This is a genomic window from Mycobacterium barrassiae (assembly GCF_025822765.1).
Lineage (GTDB): Bacteria > Actinomycetota > Actinomycetes > Mycobacteriales > Mycobacteriaceae > Mycobacterium > Mycobacterium barrassiae.
In genome coordinates, this window is sequence record NZ_JACKUK010000020.1 from 38,882 (window position 1) to 54,581 (window position 15,700).

Consider the following 15,700-nt stretch of genomic DNA (forward strand, 5'->3'; position numbering starts at 1 on the left):
GATTTATCGAACGGGCGGGGCGTGGAACCCGGCAAGCCCGGCCAGGGCGGGCGCCGACATACGGGCGGCGTGCACCGCGTAGGCCTCTTCCGTCTGCATCGCGTACACCCGCTCGTCACCGAAACCGCGATCGATGCGGTCGCGGACGAATGCCAGCTCGATGACCTGGGCGGCGAAGTTCTCGACCGCCTTGCGGGCGGGTTTTCCGCCGATCCGGTGGGCGTGCGCGATCGCCAGCTTGCGGTTGCGGATCGAATTCAGCCACGTCGCCTCGCTCGGGGTGACGAGTTGGGCCGCCACCATGCCCGGCAGCTTCTCGGCCACGATCTGCTGCTCTTTCCTGCGGCTGCGGATGCCGAGCACGATCGCGAACACGAACACCGGCACCATCCAGAAGAAGTACACGGCGAAGTACGTCTCGGGCCCGATCAGCGACGACCCGTTCCACAGCCCGTGCATGATCACCGCGGCCAGGTACCCGAGCAGGATGCAGCCGGCCTTCGCGAGGGCGCTGCGCTTGTGCAGGGCGAACCAGACGCCGATGCCGAACATCGTGGTGAACAGCGAGTGCGCGAACGGCCCCATAATCAGCCGGACGGCGGCCGTCAGCAGCGAGTCGCCCAGCGACGCGCCGTCGGCGATGTAGAGGATGTCCTCCAACCAGGCGAAACCGGCGCCGACGAGGCCGGCGTACACCAGGCAGTCGGTCAGTGAGTTGAGTTCGCGGCGTCGCCGCCCGGTCATCATGAGCAGCAGGAACGCACCCTTGGCGGCTTCTTCGACGACGGGTGCGCCGATCGCGATGGACACCCAGCTCACGTCCTCGGACACGCCTCGGACGATCATCGACTCCAGGACGAGGCCGATGATCACCGAGAGGATCACCGCGACCGACGCGCCCCACAGGAACGCGAAGATCAGCAGCCGGGGCGGTTCCGGTTCCCACCGGTCCAGCCAGATATAGGCGAACACGACCACGGCGATCGCCACCCCGGACAGCACGAACCCGACCGAGGCGCCGACCGGGTTGAGCGCGGTCAGGCCGATGACGATCAGGCCCGCGATGATGCCCAGCAGGATGAGCACGCCCAACGGCGCGCCGACGTGGCGGATTTTGCGCTGAAAGGGTGGGTGAATCGGCCATGACTGCTGCGGAGCACCGGCGTATGCCACGTAGGCAGGGTAATCAACGAGGTGGCGGGTTGCGCTGCTACTGGGACCGAGTTTGTCCTGCATGTACCCAGTCGAGTAACCTCTACGGGTACCTGTCTGTGGTTTTTCTATAGGTCTATGGCGGGTAACACCCTTAACAACTGTCCCTACGACCCAACCTGTCCGGAGCAACCCACCACATGCCAAGTCCCTCCGTCACCTCGCCGCAAGTAGCCGTCAACGACATCGGCTCGGCCGAGGACTTTCTCGCCGCCATCGACAAAACCATCAAATACTTCAACGATGGCGACATCGTCGAGGGAACCATCGTCAAGGTTGACCGTGACGAAGTCCTGCTCGACATCGGTTACAAGACCGAAGGCGTCATCCCTTCCCGTGAGCTCTCCATCAAGCACGACGTCGACCCCAACGAGGTCGTCTCCGTGGGCGATGAGGTCGAAGCCCTGGTCCTCACCAAGGAGGACAAGGAAGGCCGCCTGATCCTGTCCAAGAAGCGCGCTCAGTACGAGCGGGCCTGGGGCACCATCGAAGAGCTTAAAGAGAAGGACGAGGCCGTCAAGGGCACCGTCATCGAGGTCGTCAAGGGCGGCCTGATTCTCGACATCGGCCTGCGCGGCTTCCTGCCCGCGTCGTTGGTCGAGATGCGTCGTGTCCGCGATCTGCAGCCGTACATCGGCAAGGAGATCGAGGCCAAGATCATCGAGCTGGACAAGAACCGCAACAACGTGGTGCTGAGCCGCCGCGCCTGGCTGGAGCAGACGCAGTCCGAGGTGCGCAGCGAGTTCCTCAACCAGCTGCAGAAGGGCGCGATCCGCAAGGGCGTGGTCAGCAGCATCGTCAACTTCGGCGCGTTCGTCGATCTCGGCGGTGTCGACGGCCTGGTGCACGTCTCCGAGCTGTCCTGGAAGCACATCGATCACCCGTCCGAGGTCGTGCAGGTGGGCGACGAGGTCACCGTCGAGGTCCTCGACGTCGACATGGACCGCGAGCGGGTTTCGCTGTCGCTCAAGGCGACTCAGGAAGATCCGTGGCGCCACTTCGCCCGTACCCACGCCATCGGCCAGATCGTGCCGGGCAAGGTCACCAAGCTGGTGCCGTTCGGTGCGTTCGTCCGCGTCGAGGAGGGCATCGAGGGTCTGGTGCACATCTCCGAGCTGTCCGAGCGCCACGTCGAGGTCCCGGACCAGGTGGTCCAGGTCGGCGACGACGCGATGGTCAAGGTCATCGACATCGACCTGGAGCGTCGCCGCATCTCGCTGAGCCTCAAGCAGGCCAACGAGGACTACACCGAGGAGTTCGACCCGTCGAAGTACGGCATGGCCGACAGCTACGACGAGCAGGGCAACTACATCTTCCCCGAGGGCTTCGACGCCGAGACCAACGAATGGCTCGAGGGCTTCGAGAAGCAGCGCGAGGAGTGGGAGTCGCGCTACGCCGAGGCGGAGCGCAGGCACAAGATGCACACCGCGCAGATGGAGAAGTTCGCTGCAGCCGAAGCTGCCGAGGCTGCGAAGCCGGCGTCGGCCAATGGTTCGTCTCGCTCCGAGGAGGAGCCCGCGGCCGGTGGGTCGCTGGCCAGCGACGCCCAGCTGGCGGCGCTGCGGGAGAAGCTCGCAGGGAACGCCTGATCTCTAGAACAACAACGTGCGCCCCGGCTCGGTCGAGCTGGGGCGTTCGTTGTTTTCGGGTACTGACAAACTGGTGCGGTGCTGCGTATAGGCCTGTCCGGAGGAATCGGCGCCGGAAAATCGACGGTGTCGGCGACGTTCAGTGAGCTCGGAGGGATCGTCGTCGACGGCGACGTCATCGCCCGCGAGGTCGTTGAGCCGGGGACCGAGGGGTTGGCCAAGCTGGTCGACGCGTTCGGTCGTGACATCCTGCACGCCAGCGGACCGATGGCCGGCGCGCTGAACCGGCCCGCCCTGGCGGCCATCGCCTTCAGCGACGACGAGAAACGGCAGATGCTCAACGGCATCGTGCATCCGCTGGTCGCGCACCGTCGGTCGGAGCTGATCGCGGCCGCTGCCGATGATGCCGTGATCGTCGAGGACATCCCGCTGCTCGTCGAGTCCGGGATGGCGCCGATGTTCCCGTTGGTGGTGATCGTGCACGCCGACGAGGATGTCCGCGTGAAGCGGCTGATCGAACACCGCGGCTTCACCGAGGAGGATGCCCGGGCCCGGATCGCGGCGCAGGCCACCGAGGAACAGCGCCGCGCTGTGGCCGACGTGTGGCTGGACAATTCGGGCAGCACCGCCGACCTCATCGGCAAGGCCCGTGAGCTGTGGCATCAGCGCATCCTGCCGTTCGCCCACAACCTCGACCACGGACAGCCCGCGCGCACCGAGCCGGTCCTCGTGCCGAGCGATCCGTCGTGGCCCGAACAGGCGCGCAGGATGACGGCCCGGCTCAACACCGCATGCGGTCACCGCGCCGTGCGCATCGACCACATCGGTTCCACGGCGGTTCCCGGGGTCGACGCCAAAGACGTGATCGACATGCAGGTGACGGTGGCCTCGCTCGAGGCGGCCGACGAGCTCGCCGAAGCGCTGGTCAATGCGGGGTATGTACACACGCCGATCACTGCGGACGTGGGTAAGCCCGACGCACGCAGCACCGCCGCCGCGTTCGATCACACCAACGATGAATCGTTGTGGCACAAGCGACTTCACTGCTCAGCCGACCCCGGCCGGCCGACCCACGTCCATCTTCGGGTCGACGGTTGGCCGGGGCAGCAGTTCGCCCTGCTGTTCGTCGACTGGTTGCGGGCCAACCCGTCGGTGCAGGCCGACTATGTCGCGCTGAAACGGCGGGTGGCGGCGCAGGCGCACCCCAACACCGGCGCATACGCCGATGCAAAGGAGCCATGGTTCCTCGACGCCTACCGGCGGGCCTGGGAATGGGCTGACACCACCGGTTGGCGGCCGTAACCGTTGGGAACTTCCCAACAAAAGTGTCCACTTGACCGACGCCCGTAGCTCCTACCGGTAGCAGCGGCCCGACCGGGCCTGCGCCCACCAGAGGAGTACGTCATGTCCCATGCAGTGGCACGGGCGGCGGAGACCGTTCTCATCGCCGCGAGTCTCGGCGTCGTCGGTATCGGCGTCGCACTTGGATCCGCCAGCATCGCCGGAGCCGAGCCCAAGAAGTTCAACCAATCCGAGAGCGGCCTCAAGCTGATGTGCGACCGCTACGGCGGCAAATTCAGCCCGTCGGGCGAACACACGGGAGCGATGTGTTCATGGAAGGACGGGTCGGACACGATTTGCAATAAGAAGCAGGAATGCGTGGTCGTCGAACCGATTGACACGCAACGTGATCCGGGCCTGCCAGTGCTGCAGCCACTGGGCTCGTTGCAGGTAGTCGCTTAGGCGGCCGGTTCCGTCGCCGCCGCCTCGGACGCCTCGGTGGACGGCTCGGCAGGCGCGGAGTCGGGTGCCGGAGCCACCGGGTTCGCGATGTTCAGCGGAGCGCCGCACTGCAGGGTGCCGTACAGCGGATCGTCCTTGACGCGGAACAACCGAGGCGCGATGAACTGATCGGCCTGAGCGACGATCTGATCGTCGACCAGGATCTCGCAGTGCAGGTTCGATCCGTACGGCCACCCGATGGACAACTCCATCCCCGCCAGCTTGGGGTCGTCGAGAACGGTGTTCACCTCGAAGGTCTGGCCGGGCAGCATCGTCGGCGTGGCGCTGTTGACGTTGTGGTCATCCTGCTTGTAGGCCACCACCGCGTCACGCGATGTGCCGTCGGCCCGCGCGCGGTAGATCACGTTGTGGAGCACCTGAGGCGGATCGGCGGCCGCTGGCGTCGGTGGCGGCTCGGGCTCGGTGACTGGTTGCGCGAACGCGGCCGCCGGAGACAAGAGCGTGCCCGCGCCGGCGGCAGCGACGGCGGCAAGAGCAAGCCACCGGCGCTTGGTAGAACTCATGAGAGCTGACTTTACCGGCTTTGCCCATGTCAGAGAGATGCAGCCGGTTTTCGCAGAAATTGCCATCACTTGGTCATCGATCAAGATCAACCAGGCGTTACGTCGCATTCCGCCAGGTCAGGACCACGCCGTGGCTGGCGAGCCAGCGGTCGAGGTCATAGTCGTGCCGCGACAGTCCCTCGATCGTTGATACGGCGGTCTGAACTGCATGTTCGCCGGTCTCGGGACTGAGTAAGCGGTGCCGGACGGCGGTGAGCAGCTCGTCGACGTCGGCCAGCTCGACGCCGAATCCGGTCCGCACCACCAGGTCGAGGTAATGATCCTCCGATTTCCACTCGGTTTCGCCCGGCGTGTAGCGGCCGACGTCGAGGTAGAAGTTTTGGTCGCGTTCATGACCAGGGTTGAAGTGGAACACGGTGACCCGCAGGCTCAGCTCGGGCAGCAGCCACGACTCGAGATAGTGGAATTGGGCGCGACCAGGCGTAGGCCGGGCCATGTACAGGCCCCAGGGCTGGACGGTGTAGACGTCCACGGCCCGCTCGATGCCCTTCGGATCGGTGTTGGTGCGGGCCACCAGGTCGAATGTCTCGTGTTTGGGAGGGTGAATGGAGACAGCCTACGGTCGGCTCGGTCTGCGGAACAGAACATGTCGGTGCGGGGTTCTACCCTGGTGAATATGGCTTTCGCTACCGAACATCCCGTGCTGGCGCACTCGGAGTACCGCCCTGTCGACTCGATCGTGCGCGCCGGCGGACGCTTCGAGGTGGTCAGCCCATACGCGCCGGCAGGTGACCAGCCGGCGGCCATCAACGAGCTCGAGCGCCGGATCAATGCGGGGGAGCATGACGTGGTGCTGCTCGGCGCCACCGGCACCGGTAAGTCGGCGACGACGGCATGGCTCATCGAACGGGTACAGCGGCCGACGCTGGTGATGGAACCCAACAAGACGCTCGCCGCGCAGATGGCGAACGAGCTACGGGAGATGTTGCCGCACAACGCCGTTGAGTACTTCGTCTCGTACTACGACTACTACCAGCCCGAGGCGTACATCGCGCAGACCGACACCTACATCGAGAAGGACAGCTCGATCAACGACGATGTGGAGCGGCTGCGGCACTCGGCGACGTCCAGCCTGCTGTCGCGGCGTGATGTCGTGGTGGTGGCGTCGGTGTCCTGTATCTACGGTTTGGGCACCCCGCAGTCCTACCTGGACCGGTCGGTCGAGCTGAAGGTCGGCCAGGAGGTCCCGCGCGACGCGTTGCTGCGGCTTCTGGTGGACGTGCAGTACACCCGCAATGACATGGCGTTCACCCGCGGCTCGTTCCGCGTCCGGGGCGACACCGTCGAGATCATCCCGTCGTACGAGGAACTGGCGGTGCGCATCGAGTTCTTCGGCGACGAGGTCGAGGAGCTGTACTACCTGCACCCCCTGACGGGAGACGTGGTTCGCAAGGTCGACTCGCTGCGGATCTTCCCGGCCACCCACTACGTCGCAGGACCGGAGCGGATGGCCCACGCGATCTCCACCATCGAGCAGGAACTCGAGGAGCGACTGGCCGAACTGGAAGGCCAGGGCAAGCTGCTCGAGGCGCAGCGGCTGCGCATGCGCACCAACTACGACATCGAGATGATGCGCCAGGTCGGGTTCTGCTCGGGCATCGAGAACTATTCGCGCCACATCGACGCCAGGCCTGCCGGCTCGGCACCCGCCACCCTGCTGGACTACTTCCCGGACGACTTCTTGTTGGTCATCGACGAGTCGCACGTGACGGTCCCGCAGATCGGCGGCATGTACGAGGGCGACATCTCCCGTAAGCGCAACCTCGTGGACTTCGGATTCCGGTTGCCGTCAGCGATCGACAACCGGCCGCTGACGTGGGAGGAGTTCGCCGACCGGATCGGGCAGACGGTGTATCTGTCGGCCACACCCGGCCCCTACGAGCTGAGCCAGTCCGCCGGCGAGTTCGTCGAGCAGGTGATTCGCCCGACCGGCCTGGTCGACCCGAAGGTTGTGGTGAAGCCGACCAAGGGGCAGATCGACGATCTGATCGGGGAGATCCGCCTTCGCGCCGAGCGCGACGAACGCGTGCTGGTCACCACGCTGACCAAGAAAATGGCCGAGGACCTGACCGACTATCTGCTCGAGATGGGCATCAGGGTGCGTTACCTGCACTCCGAGGTCGACACACTGCGCCGGGTCGAGCTGCTGCGACAGCTGCGGCTCGGTGACTACGACGTCCTCGTGGGCATCAACCTGCTGCGGGAGGGGCTCGACCTGCCGGAGGTGTCGCTGGTCGCGATCCTCGATGCCGACAAGGAAGGCTTCCTGCGGTCGCCGCGCAGCCTGATCCAGACCATCGGTCGTGCGGCGCGCAACGTGTCGGGCGAAGTGCACATGTACGCCGACAAGATCACCGACTCGATGAAGGAAGCCATCGACGAGACCGATCGCCGCCGGGCCAAGCAGATCGCCTACAACAAAGAACACGGCATCGATCCAAAGCCGTTGCGCAAGAAGATCGCCGACATTCTCGACCAGGTGTACCGCGAGGCCGACGATGTGGAGGTCGGTGGTTCGGGGCGCAACGCGTCGCGCGGCCGTCGCGCTCAGGGCGAGCCGGGCCGTGCCGTCAGCGCAGGCATCATCGAGGGCCGCGATACCACCAACATGCCCCGCGCCGAGTTGGCCGACCTGATCAAGGATCTGACCGAGCAGATGATGGCCGCCGCCCGCGATCTGCAGTTCGAGTTGGCGGCGCGGATCCGCGACGAGATCCACGATCTGAAGAAGGAACTGCGCGGGATGGACGCCGCGGGGTTGAAGTAGCTCATCGCCCAAGGCGGGCGGCCCGACTCCGCCCGCCTGCATCGGGTGCTCAAACGAGGCAGCCTCAGCGGCGAATGATGTCGGGGACCCCCCAACCGGGGCGTGGTGGCGGTGCGGGTTGCGTTGGCTGCGCCACTGGTTCCGGCGGCGCTGCTGGCGGCGGGTTCTGACCACCCACGACCGGCCCTGGGTTTGCCACTTCGGGGCTATCCGAGGGCATGGGAGGCCCTTGCATCGGGGCCGGTTCGCATCTGGACCCATTCAGCTGTCCACCAGCTCTCCAGCAGCAGAATTTGACCTCTTCCAACGCTTGCGGCGCCGTGGTCTTTCCGTCTTCGTGACGCTTTAACGCTGCATTGCTGCAGTTCTCGTAGGACTTAGGGTCCCACTTTCTTTCCGCGTGCGAGACCGCGGGTTGACTGAGGCCGCCGAGCGCCAATGCGAGCGCCGCCGCCCCGAACACCGTCGCCGCGGTCGATCGTTTGAATGTACGCACCTGCTGGGTGTGCATTTCTCTTCCTTCGGTTGATGGCCCGTCGAGCATCCAAAGAGGCTTGCCGAGCTTGTTGCGTGTCGTCATGTGGGTTCCTTGCTTGATGGGCTTCTGACGCGTACATGTCTGGCCGCACGGAACGGCCGGCACATGAGCGATTGCCTCAATTCGCAGGCGCGGCAACACACGAGGCAGAAGATCCGCACCCCATGCCGCGGAAGGCGGGTTGACCCGCGCCTCGAGTAGTCGTTTCGACGCTTGCGATTTCGGTCATGCCACGAACGTAGAAGCGGCGACGTGGGCGGCGCATCGCCCTATGCGGCCATCTTCTGCAGATGGCCCGTTTCGGCTACCTCACAAGATGCTGAGGCGCGCAACCTCCGCGCCGGCCGCGGGGCTGAAGTAGTCAGTCCCGCAGGTGGCTCTCGAAGAAGCGGCTTGCGGCGTCGGCGATCTCGCGATGCAGGGCCGCCCGGTCGACACCTGGTGCGTCGATGCAGGCTTCTGGGAACTCGTCGCGACCGATCTGGTTGCACTGGTTGGTGAAGATCTCGTGGTCGACGTCGCCGGGCAGGATGTTCAGCTCAGAGCCGGGAATATTGTGCGCGGCGAATTCGGCGTTCTCGTCGGGCGGCGTCTGGGTGTCGCGGGCGCCGACGATGAGATAGGTCGGCAACTTCAGTTCGTGCAGCCCGGCCTCGTCCATCCCGAACGCCTGGATGATCCCCGGCGCCATGGCGAAGACCGCCTTGATCCGCGGATCCGCGACATCGAGGGCGGGAGCGGCGTCGAGCGGTAGCTGATCGCGTAGATGTTGGGGCACCGCCCGGTTGTTCTTCCAGCCGCGCTGGAAGTCCAGATACCTCTCGGCGTTGACCCGGGCTCCACCGATCCACAGCGATGTGAACCCGCCCTGCGAATGTCCGGCCACCCCGATCCTGTCCTTGTCGATCAATGGCCCCCAAAAGGCGTCGCCGACAAGGAAATTCGCGGTGAGCGTCAGGTCCTTCGGCCGCTGCCACAGCTTGTTGGCGAGATACACGATCGACGAGTCGTAGCTGTTGGCGCGGTAGTGGTCCAAGGCCGCGACGATGTAGCCGCGGCTGGCGAGTGCCTGCGCGAACCATGCGTAGACCAACCCGTTGCTGCCCCGCCCGTGTGAGAACAGGATCAACGGGTGACGTTCGATGTCCACCGGGGACAGGTCGGGATAGACCGTCACGTCGGTGTAGAACGGCATCGGGAACGCCTCGGCGCCGGGCGGAGCCGCGACGGCTGGGTAGAAGACGTCCAAGGCCAGATGGCGGTCTGTCCCGTCCGGGCCGCGGTCGACGAACTCGACCTGCCGGATACCGACGGTGACGGCGGGATCCGGGGCGACGGGAGCGGGCTCGTTTCGGGTGTCGCCGCCCTGACCGCAGCCCGCGACCAGTACGGCGATCAACGTGCAAACCAAAGCTCGCAACATGAGTTGCAACCTAGCGTCAGCCAGGGACTTTTGCGGTCTGAGCGCCACCTATCGGAATAACTTGACCTCAACCGCGGTTGAGCTCCTAGCGTGAGCGGCGTGTCCGTAACCGCAACGAAAGCCACCGGTGGCTGGCGTGAATTGTTGGGGCCGAAGTACCTCGGAGCCTCGACCGTGTTGGCCGGTGGCGTTGCGTTGTACGCCACCAACGAGTTCCTCACCATCAGCCTGCTTCCGAGCACGGTCGCCGAGATCGGCGGCCAGCGCCTCTACGTATGGGTCACCACGGTGTACCTGGTGGCGTCGGTGGTGGCGGCGACCACCGTGAGCGCTGTGCTGGCACGGGTGGGCCCCCGGTGGGCCTACCTTTCGGGACTCGGCGTGTTCGGACTCGGCAGCTTGTTCTGCGCGCTGGCGCCGACGATGGAACTGCTGTTGGTCGGCCGAGTGATACAGGGCGCGGCCGGCGGACTGCTCGCAGGGCTCGGCTACGCGGTCATCAATTCCACGCTGCCACAAACGCTCTGGACCAAAGCGTCGGCCCTCGTGTCGGCGATGTGGGGCGTCGGTACGCTCCTCGGCCCCGCGGCAGGCGGCTTGTTCGCCCAATACGGTTCGTGGCGTTGGGCTTTCGGCGTGCTCGTCGTGCTGGCCGCCGCCATCGCCGTGCTGGTGCCGTTCGCCCTGCCCGCGCGCACCGATGCGCCGCCGGTGCGTGACCGGATACCGGTGTGGTCGCTGCTGCTGCTCGGTGCGGCGGCGCTGGCGATCAGCATCGCGGGTGTCCCTCGCAATATGCTCTGGACCGTCGCACTGGTTGGGGTGGGCGCCGGGCTGGTCGCGGTGTTTTTGATCGTCGACCGTCGGGCGAGCGCGGCGGTGCTGCCGCCCACGGCTTTTCGGCCCGGCCCGCTGAAGTGGATCTACCTCACCCTCGGCATGCTGATGGCCGCGACGATGGTCGACCTGTACGTGCCGTTCTTCGGCCAGCGGCTCGCGCATCTCGCGCCGGTGGCGGCGGGGTTCCTCGGGGTCGCATTGGCTGTCGGCTGGACGCTGAGCGAGATCGCCAGCGCATCGGTGACCCGGACGAAGGTCGTCGTGCGCATCGTCGCGGTGGCGCCGCTGGTGATGGCCGCGGGGCTGGCTTTGGCGGCGGCGACTCAGGTCGACGACGCGTCGGGCCTAGTGATCGCGGTCTGGGTGGTCGCGCTGGCGCTCACGGGGACCGGGGTCGGCATGGCGTGGCCGCATCTGTCGGCGTGGGCGATGGGCTCTGTCGACGACGCCAGCGAGGGCGGCCGTGCGGCGGCAGCCATCAACACCGTGCAGCTGATCTTCGGAGTTTTCGGGGCGGGCCTGGCGGGCATCGTGGTCAACGCCACCGACCGCGGGGATGCGACGGCGGCACGGTGGATGTTCGTGACCTTCGCGGTGCTGGCTGTCGTCGGCCTTGTGGCCTCTACGAGAAGCGGTAGTCGGACAGGTCAATCGACACCATGAGCTGATCCAAAAGCGGGCGGCCGTCGTCACCACGCCGGTAGGCCCGTCGTTTGGTCGGCATCTTGATGCCGTCGGCGTCCACGAAGTCCGAGATGTACTGAATCGCGGCGAACCCGCCTGCGACGTCGACGCGGTACTCGTGCCGCGCCAGGAGCAGGTCGGGCCCGAAGTAGAACTCCTGCAGGGTGCTGTGACTGGCAACGCCGGCCGGAAACGTCACCTGCAGACCGGTCAGTTCTCGACCATCGTCTTCGATCGGATCGAGCGGTCGCAGAGTGAATCCCGGCAGTGTCAACAGGAATGGGCCCGTCAGGTACGTCCACATCGCGTAGCCGTTGAAGTAGGCCCGTTGCAAGGGATTCCACGGGGTGTCGAGCTCGTGGCCGGCGAACGACGACCTCGGGTCCGCTTGCTCGGCGACCAGGGTGCCGTCGAGCTTCTGGATCGCGACCCGGTCCGGTGCGAAGTCGGTTCTCTGGTCGTCGGCGCCAAACGGGTGCACCGAGGCCCATTCGCGGTGCAGCGCTGCAGTCATCCTGCGAGGGGTCGGGTCCGGCTGTTGGCCCTTCATCTCGAACAGCAGGCCGCCGCTGACAATCGTGGCCTCGACGCGGGTGAAGCGCCGCCAGACGGCGAGTCCGCCGTGCGCGTCGAGCACCGCGGTCAGGAGATCGGGCGCCATGGACGTCACAGTACGGGCAGCAGGTGCCGCAGAATGCGCGCCGAGGTCGCCGACGCCTGTTCGACGAATTCGGTGAAGTCGAACAGCGCATTGCCGCCTGCGAGGTCGGACAGGGCGCGGATGACGAGCCAGGGGAGACCGAACGCCTCGCACACCTGCGCGACCGAGCCGCCCTCCATTTCGATCGCCTGGCCACCGAGTTCGGCGAGCAGCCGTCGCCGGGTGCTGTCGCAGTTCAGGTACTGGTCCCCGGTAAGGACTGTGCCGTAGACGATTTGGCCGGGGATCGACAGCTCGGCGAGTCGTTCCTTCACTCTGGCGAGCAGCTCGGGATCAACGGGGTAGCCGAGCCGGTCGGACGGGTTGATGATCGGCGCGTGGCCCGGCTGATAGGTCCGGACCTGTTGGTTCTCGAGCACACCGGCGTCGTGCTGGACGATCTGGTCCGCCACGACGACGTCGCCGATCGACAGCGCGGGATCGAGGCCACCCGCGACGCCGGAGAAAACGATTGTGCGACAACCGAACCGATCGGCCAGCACCGTGGTGACGATCGCGGCGTTGACCTTGCCCATGCCCGACCCGGCGAGCACGACCTCGTGACCGTCGAGAACCCCGGTGACGAATCGCGTGTGGGCCACCGCTTCGGAGTGAGTCTCGGTCAGGGCACTCTGGAGGGCGGCAAGCTCCTGCGGGATCGCGCAGATGAGTCCGATGGTCACAGTGCATTGTGACCCAAGGCCGCGCGCCGTGCGGTTCGCGTCACGACGATCCGAACTGTGGGCCGGGGGATCGCATGGTGGCAGGGTCGGTTCTGCTGCGGGTGTGGCCGAGTGGCTAGGCACCGGCCTGCAAAGCCGTTTACGCGGGTTCGAATCCCGCCACTCGCTCCAGCATCAGCGCGTCGAGCGCTCCCGGACCACGTGCTCCAGCGTCTTGACCAGTCGTTTCTCCGCGACCGGGAGCATCCGCCCGGCCCTGGGCTCGACCACAACACGCAGACCGTCACCCCGCGGGAGCCGGTGCCTAGTATTTCTGGATGGCCAAACTGGAGTTGACTCGCGAGTTGTCGCTGAGCCCCGACGAGGCGTGGCAGCACGCGTCGAACCTGTCTGACCTCGGGGACTGGCTCCAGATGCATGAGGGCTGGCGGGGCGACGTGCCGTCGGAACTGGCGGTGGGCACGACGATCGTCGGTGTCGCAGGTGCGAAAGGGATGCGTAATCGCGTCAAGTGGACCGTCCGCGAGTTCGACCCACCGAAGCTGCTCGCGATCACCGGCGACGGCGTCGGCGGCACCAAGTACGCGTTGAAGATGACGGTCGCGCCGACCGAATCGGGCTGCGCGTTCACCGTCAAGATCGACCTCGGGGGCAGGCCGTTGTTCGGGCCGATCGGGGCGGTGGCCGCACGTGCCGTGAAGGGCGACATCGAGCGCTCGATCGAACGCTTCGAGTCGCTGTACAGCTGAGCTCCGCGCCTCGGCCGTGTCTTTACGATCTTCGCGGTATTGACGCAGACGAAAATGATATACGCCCAATTCGTCTGCGGCAGAAGCACGTTCAATGCCTGACCAGTATTGTTTGCTGAAGCTCACACGGCTGTGGCGCGGAATATTTGTTGCGCGACGGGGTTAAGATTATGTCGGGTCGGAACTGAAATTGATGCGGTAGTTGAGGTTGATCGTGAAGATGAAGAAGATCGCCGCCGGTGCGGCGTTTATCGGAACGTTGGGTTTCACGGCAGTCGGGTTGAGCGCGGGGCTCGCCAACGCTGAAGAGGCGCTACCGAATTCACCCGCGGTGACGTTGAAGCTCAACAAGCCCAAGCCCCACTGGGATGACTGGCGCGGCCCCGACCATTGGCGTGGCGCTCGCTGGGATGCTCCGCCTCCGCCTCCCTACTATTACGGCCCTGGCCCCTGTCCATGGGTGCCGCCGGCCGTATCCGGTTGGGTGCCACCAGCGGTCTGCTAGGCCTGCAGCGCGAATAGTCGATCTGGCGTTAGGCATTACGGCGACTGCACGCTTGTTTGCGCCCGTTCTCGGGCTTGGATTCAGGCGATGCGTACAACAAGCGTGCAGTCGGCGCTCAGCCCAGCAGTCCGGCGGCGAATCGCAGATCTGACACCAGCGCCTCGAAGGCCTTTTCCCGGTCTTCGGGTCGGCCGCGCAACACCGACGACGGGTGCGCGCTGACCACGACGGTCGGATCGGCCCCGAGTTCGTCGGAGTCGGGCAGGTGTAATGCCTCGCCACGATGGGCCGTGAGGCGAAAAGCGCTTCCCATCAACGACTGTGCGGCCGTCGCTCCCAGCAGCATCAGCACGTCGGGTCGCACCGCGTCCAACTCGGCCAGCAGCCAGGGGCGGCACGACACCACTTCGGTCCGGCTCGGAGTCTTGTGGATGCGGCGCTTTCCACGCTCCGGCAGCGTGAATTTGAAGTGTTTGACCGCGTTGGTGACGTACAGCCGGTCCCGGTCCACGCCCGCGGCCACTAGCGCCTTGTCCAGCAGCCTGCCTGCGGGCCCGACGAACGGCGCGCCCGCCTTGTCCTCCTGATCACCGGGCTGTTCGCCGACCAGCATGAGGTCGGCCGTTGCCGGGCCGGCGCCGAAGACCGTCTGGGTGGCGTCGAGGTACAGGTCGCAGCCTTTGCAGCTGTTCGCGGCATCGGCCAGCTCAGTCAGGTCGCGACTGTCCGGAACGAAGTCGTCTGCCGTCGCTGCCATGGCACGCGGATACCCGGCAATTGATACCGATACTCAAGACGATCTGTAATGTTTTCCGGACTTCACGCCATTGATCGTCTTACTCGCCGACCATAGCGTCGAAGTCATGAAAACAGTTCTCATCACGGGTTGCTCCTCAGGCTATGGGCTCGAAACCGCGCGCCACTTCCATGCGAACGGCTGGAACGTGATCGCGACGATGCGCACACCGCGCGAGGGTCTGCTGCCCGCATCCGACCGAACCCGGGTGTTGCCGCTCGACGTGACCAAGCCCGACAGCATCGCCGCGGCTATCGAGGCGAGCGGCCCGATCGACGTGCTCGTGAACAACGCCGGAATCGGAGTCGTCGGCGCGTTCGAACCCATGCCGATGGCCACGATCCGGGAAGTGTTCGAAACCAACACCTTTGGGGTGATGGCGATGACGCAGGCCGTCGTGCCCCAGATGCGTGAACGCGGGTCCGGCGTGGTGGTCAACGTGACATCGAGTGTGACGTTGACGGCGATGCCGCTGGCCGCTGTCTACACGGCCAGCAAGATGGCGATCGAAGGGTTCACCGCGTCGCTGGCGCTCGAACTCGCCGCGCTCAACGTCACCGTCAAGCTCGTCGAGCCGGGTTACGGCCCGTCGACAAGCTTCACCAGCAACGGCGCATCCCGGATGGACGGGCTGGTGTCCGAGCCGTATCAGGCCTTCGCGGCCCGGATCTTCGAGTCATTCGGGCAGGCCAGTCTCTTCACCACCGAATCCGACGTGGCCGAGACCGTCTACCGCGCCGCGACCGACACGTCGGGCCAACTTCGGTTTCCGGCCGGGGCCGACGCGGTGGAGCTGGCGGACGCCGGGGTCCGTTAGGGACCGGCGTCGGCACGGCGAAGGCGATATC

At 65.8% G+C, this 15,700-nt stretch carries 15 protein-coding genes and 1 tRNA gene; 9 read left to right on the top strand and 7 right to left on the bottom strand.

Annotation, left to right across the window (positions count from 1 at the left end; genetic code table 11):
* Positions 1–3: 3 nt before the first annotated feature.
* Positions 4–1,173 (bottom strand): PrsW family intramembrane metalloprotease, encoded by a 1,170-nt coding sequence (locus H7J93_RS09875; protein WP_267306115.1) that lies wholly within the window; start codon positions 1,171–1,173, stop codon positions 4–6.
* A gap of 179 nt (positions 1,174–1,352) precedes the next feature.
* On the opposite strand from H7J93_RS09875, the gene rpsA reads away from it, so the two are divergent.
* From rpsA to H7J93_RS09890, 3 genes are all read left to right on the top strand, one after another.
* Complete coding sequence (gene rpsA / locus H7J93_RS09880) at positions 1,353–2,801, top strand: 30S ribosomal protein S1 (RefSeq protein ID WP_267306116.1); 1,449 nt, start codon at positions 1,353–1,355, stop codon at positions 2,799–2,801.
* A 78-nt stretch (positions 2,802–2,879) separates the two neighbouring features.
* Positions 2,880–4,103 carry a dephospho-CoA kinase gene (gene coaE / locus H7J93_RS09885; protein WP_267306117.1) on the top strand — a complete coding sequence of 408 codons (1,224 nt, stop codon included), beginning with the start codon at positions 2,880–2,882 and terminating at the stop codon, positions 4,101–4,103.
* Between the two features lie 102 nt (positions 4,104–4,205).
* On the top strand, positions 4,206–4,544 hold the full coding sequence (locus H7J93_RS09890; RefSeq protein ID WP_267306118.1) for a hypothetical protein: 339 nt from the start codon (positions 4,206–4,208) through the stop codon (positions 4,542–4,544).
* On the opposite strand, the gene H7J93_RS09895 is transcribed toward H7J93_RS09890, so the two are convergent.
* Both H7J93_RS09895 and H7J93_RS09900 read right to left on the bottom strand, forming a co-directional pair.
* The gene (locus H7J93_RS09895) at positions 4,541–5,107 is read right to left on the bottom strand and encodes a hypothetical protein (protein WP_267306119.1); all 567 of its coding nucleotides are present in this window, start codon (positions 5,105–5,107) and stop codon (positions 4,541–4,543) included. The genes H7J93_RS09890 and H7J93_RS09895 overlap by 4 nt on opposite strands.
* Positions 5,108–5,204: 97 nt before the next feature.
* Positions 5,205–5,714, bottom strand: a complete 510-nt coding sequence (locus tag H7J93_RS09900) for a ribonuclease FAU-1 family protein (RefSeq protein WP_267306173.1) — start codon at positions 5,712–5,714, stop codon at positions 5,205–5,207.
* A gap of 69 nt (positions 5,715–5,783) precedes the next feature.
* Here H7J93_RS09900 and uvrB point away from each other — a divergent pair, with 69 nt between their 5' ends.
* A complete protein-coding gene (uvrB, locus tag H7J93_RS09905) occupies positions 5,784–7,934 on the top strand; it encodes an excinuclease ABC subunit UvrB (protein ID WP_267306120.1) in 2,151 nt (716 codons plus the stop codon).
* 899 nt (positions 7,935–8,833) lie between these two features.
* On the opposite strand, the gene H7J93_RS09910 is transcribed toward uvrB, so the two are convergent.
* On the bottom strand, positions 8,834–9,895 hold the full coding sequence (locus tag H7J93_RS09910; RefSeq protein ID WP_267306121.1) for an alpha/beta hydrolase family protein: 1,062 nt from the start codon (positions 9,893–9,895) through the stop codon (positions 8,834–8,836).
* 90 nt (positions 9,896–9,985) lie between these two features.
* Between H7J93_RS09910 and H7J93_RS09915 the strand changes: the two genes are divergently transcribed.
* A complete protein-coding gene (locus tag H7J93_RS09915) occupies positions 9,986–11,398 on the top strand; it encodes an MFS transporter (protein WP_372507838.1) in 1,413 nt (470 codons plus the stop codon).
* On the opposite strand, the gene H7J93_RS09920 is transcribed toward H7J93_RS09915, so the two are convergent.
* Both H7J93_RS09920 and H7J93_RS09925 read right to left on the bottom strand, forming a co-directional pair.
* Complete coding sequence (locus tag H7J93_RS09920) at positions 11,358–12,080, bottom strand: hypothetical protein (protein ID WP_267306123.1); 723 nt, start codon at positions 12,078–12,080, stop codon at positions 11,358–11,360. The two genes, H7J93_RS09915 and H7J93_RS09920, sit on opposite strands and share 41 nt — an antisense overlap.
* A gap of 5 nt (positions 12,081–12,085) precedes the next feature.
* On the bottom strand, positions 12,086–12,802 hold the full coding sequence (locus H7J93_RS09925) for a 5'-methylthioadenosine/adenosylhomocysteine nucleosidase (RefSeq protein ID WP_267306124.1): 717 nt from the start codon (positions 12,800–12,802) through the stop codon (positions 12,086–12,088).
* Between the two features lie 97 nt (positions 12,803–12,899).
* Between H7J93_RS09925 and H7J93_RS09930 the strand changes: the two genes are divergently transcribed.
* From H7J93_RS09930 to H7J93_RS09940, 3 genes are all read left to right on the top strand, one after another.
* A tRNA-Cys gene (locus H7J93_RS09930) sits at positions 12,900–12,973 on the top strand.
* 146 nt (positions 12,974–13,119) lie between these two features.
* Entirely contained in the window at positions 13,120–13,551 is a 432-nt protein-coding gene (locus H7J93_RS09935) for a type II toxin-antitoxin system Rv0910 family toxin (RefSeq protein WP_267306125.1), read from the top strand.
* Between the two features lie 220 nt (positions 13,552–13,771).
* Positions 13,772–14,056 carry a hypothetical protein gene (locus tag H7J93_RS09940; RefSeq protein WP_267306174.1) on the top strand — a complete coding sequence of 95 codons (285 nt, stop codon included), beginning with the start codon at positions 13,772–13,774 and terminating at the stop codon, positions 14,054–14,056.
* Positions 14,057–14,171: 115 nt separating this feature from the next.
* On the opposite strand, the gene H7J93_RS09945 is transcribed toward H7J93_RS09940, so the two are convergent.
* Positions 14,172–14,813 (bottom strand): UdgX family uracil-DNA binding protein, encoded by a 642-nt coding sequence (locus H7J93_RS09945; RefSeq protein ID WP_267306126.1) that lies wholly within the window; start codon positions 14,811–14,813, stop codon positions 14,172–14,174.
* Positions 14,814–14,919: 106 nt separating this feature from the next.
* Here H7J93_RS09945 and H7J93_RS09950 point away from each other — a divergent pair, with 106 nt between their 5' ends.
* Positions 14,920–15,669 carry an SDR family oxidoreductase gene (locus H7J93_RS09950; RefSeq protein ID WP_267306127.1) on the top strand — a complete coding sequence of 250 codons (750 nt, stop codon included), beginning with the start codon at positions 14,920–14,922 and terminating at the stop codon, positions 15,667–15,669.
* The last annotated feature ends 31 nt before the right edge of the window (positions 15,670–15,700 follow it).

Excerpts from the sequence above, each read along its gene's own strand:
- rpsA (WP_267306116.1), top strand. The coding sequence starts at position 1,353 with ATGCCAAGTCCCTCCGTCACCTCGCCGCAAGTAGCCGTCAACGACATC.
- H7J93_RS09890 (WP_267306118.1), top strand. The coding sequence starts at position 4,206 with ATGTCCCATGCAGTGGCACGGGCGGCGGAGACCGTTCTCATCGCCGCG.
- H7J93_RS09895 (WP_267306119.1), bottom strand. The coding sequence starts at position 5,107 with ATGAGTTCTACCAAGCGCCGGTGGCTTGCTCTTGCCGCCGTCGCTGCC.
- uvrB (WP_267306120.1), top strand. The coding sequence starts at position 5,784 with ATGGCTTTCGCTACCGAACATCCCGTGCTGGCGCACTCGGAGTACCGC.
- H7J93_RS09910 (WP_267306121.1), bottom strand. The coding sequence starts at position 9,895 with ATGTTGCGAGCTTTGGTTTGCACGTTGATCGCCGTACTGGTCGCGGGC.
- H7J93_RS09920 (WP_267306123.1), bottom strand. The coding sequence starts at position 12,080 with ATGGCGCCCGATCTCCTGACCGCGGTGCTCGACGCGCACGGCGGACTC.
- H7J93_RS09935 (WP_267306125.1), top strand. The coding sequence starts at position 13,120 with ATGGCCAAACTGGAGTTGACTCGCGAGTTGTCGCTGAGCCCCGACGAG.
- H7J93_RS09940 (WP_267306174.1), top strand. The coding sequence starts at position 13,772 with ATGAAGAAGATCGCCGCCGGTGCGGCGTTTATCGGAACGTTGGGTTTC.
- H7J93_RS09945 (WP_267306126.1), bottom strand. The coding sequence starts at position 14,813 with ATGGCAGCGACGGCAGACGACTTCGTTCCGGACAGTCGCGACCTGACT.
- H7J93_RS09950 (WP_267306127.1), top strand. The coding sequence starts at position 14,920 with ATGAAAACAGTTCTCATCACGGGTTGCTCCTCAGGCTATGGGCTCGAA.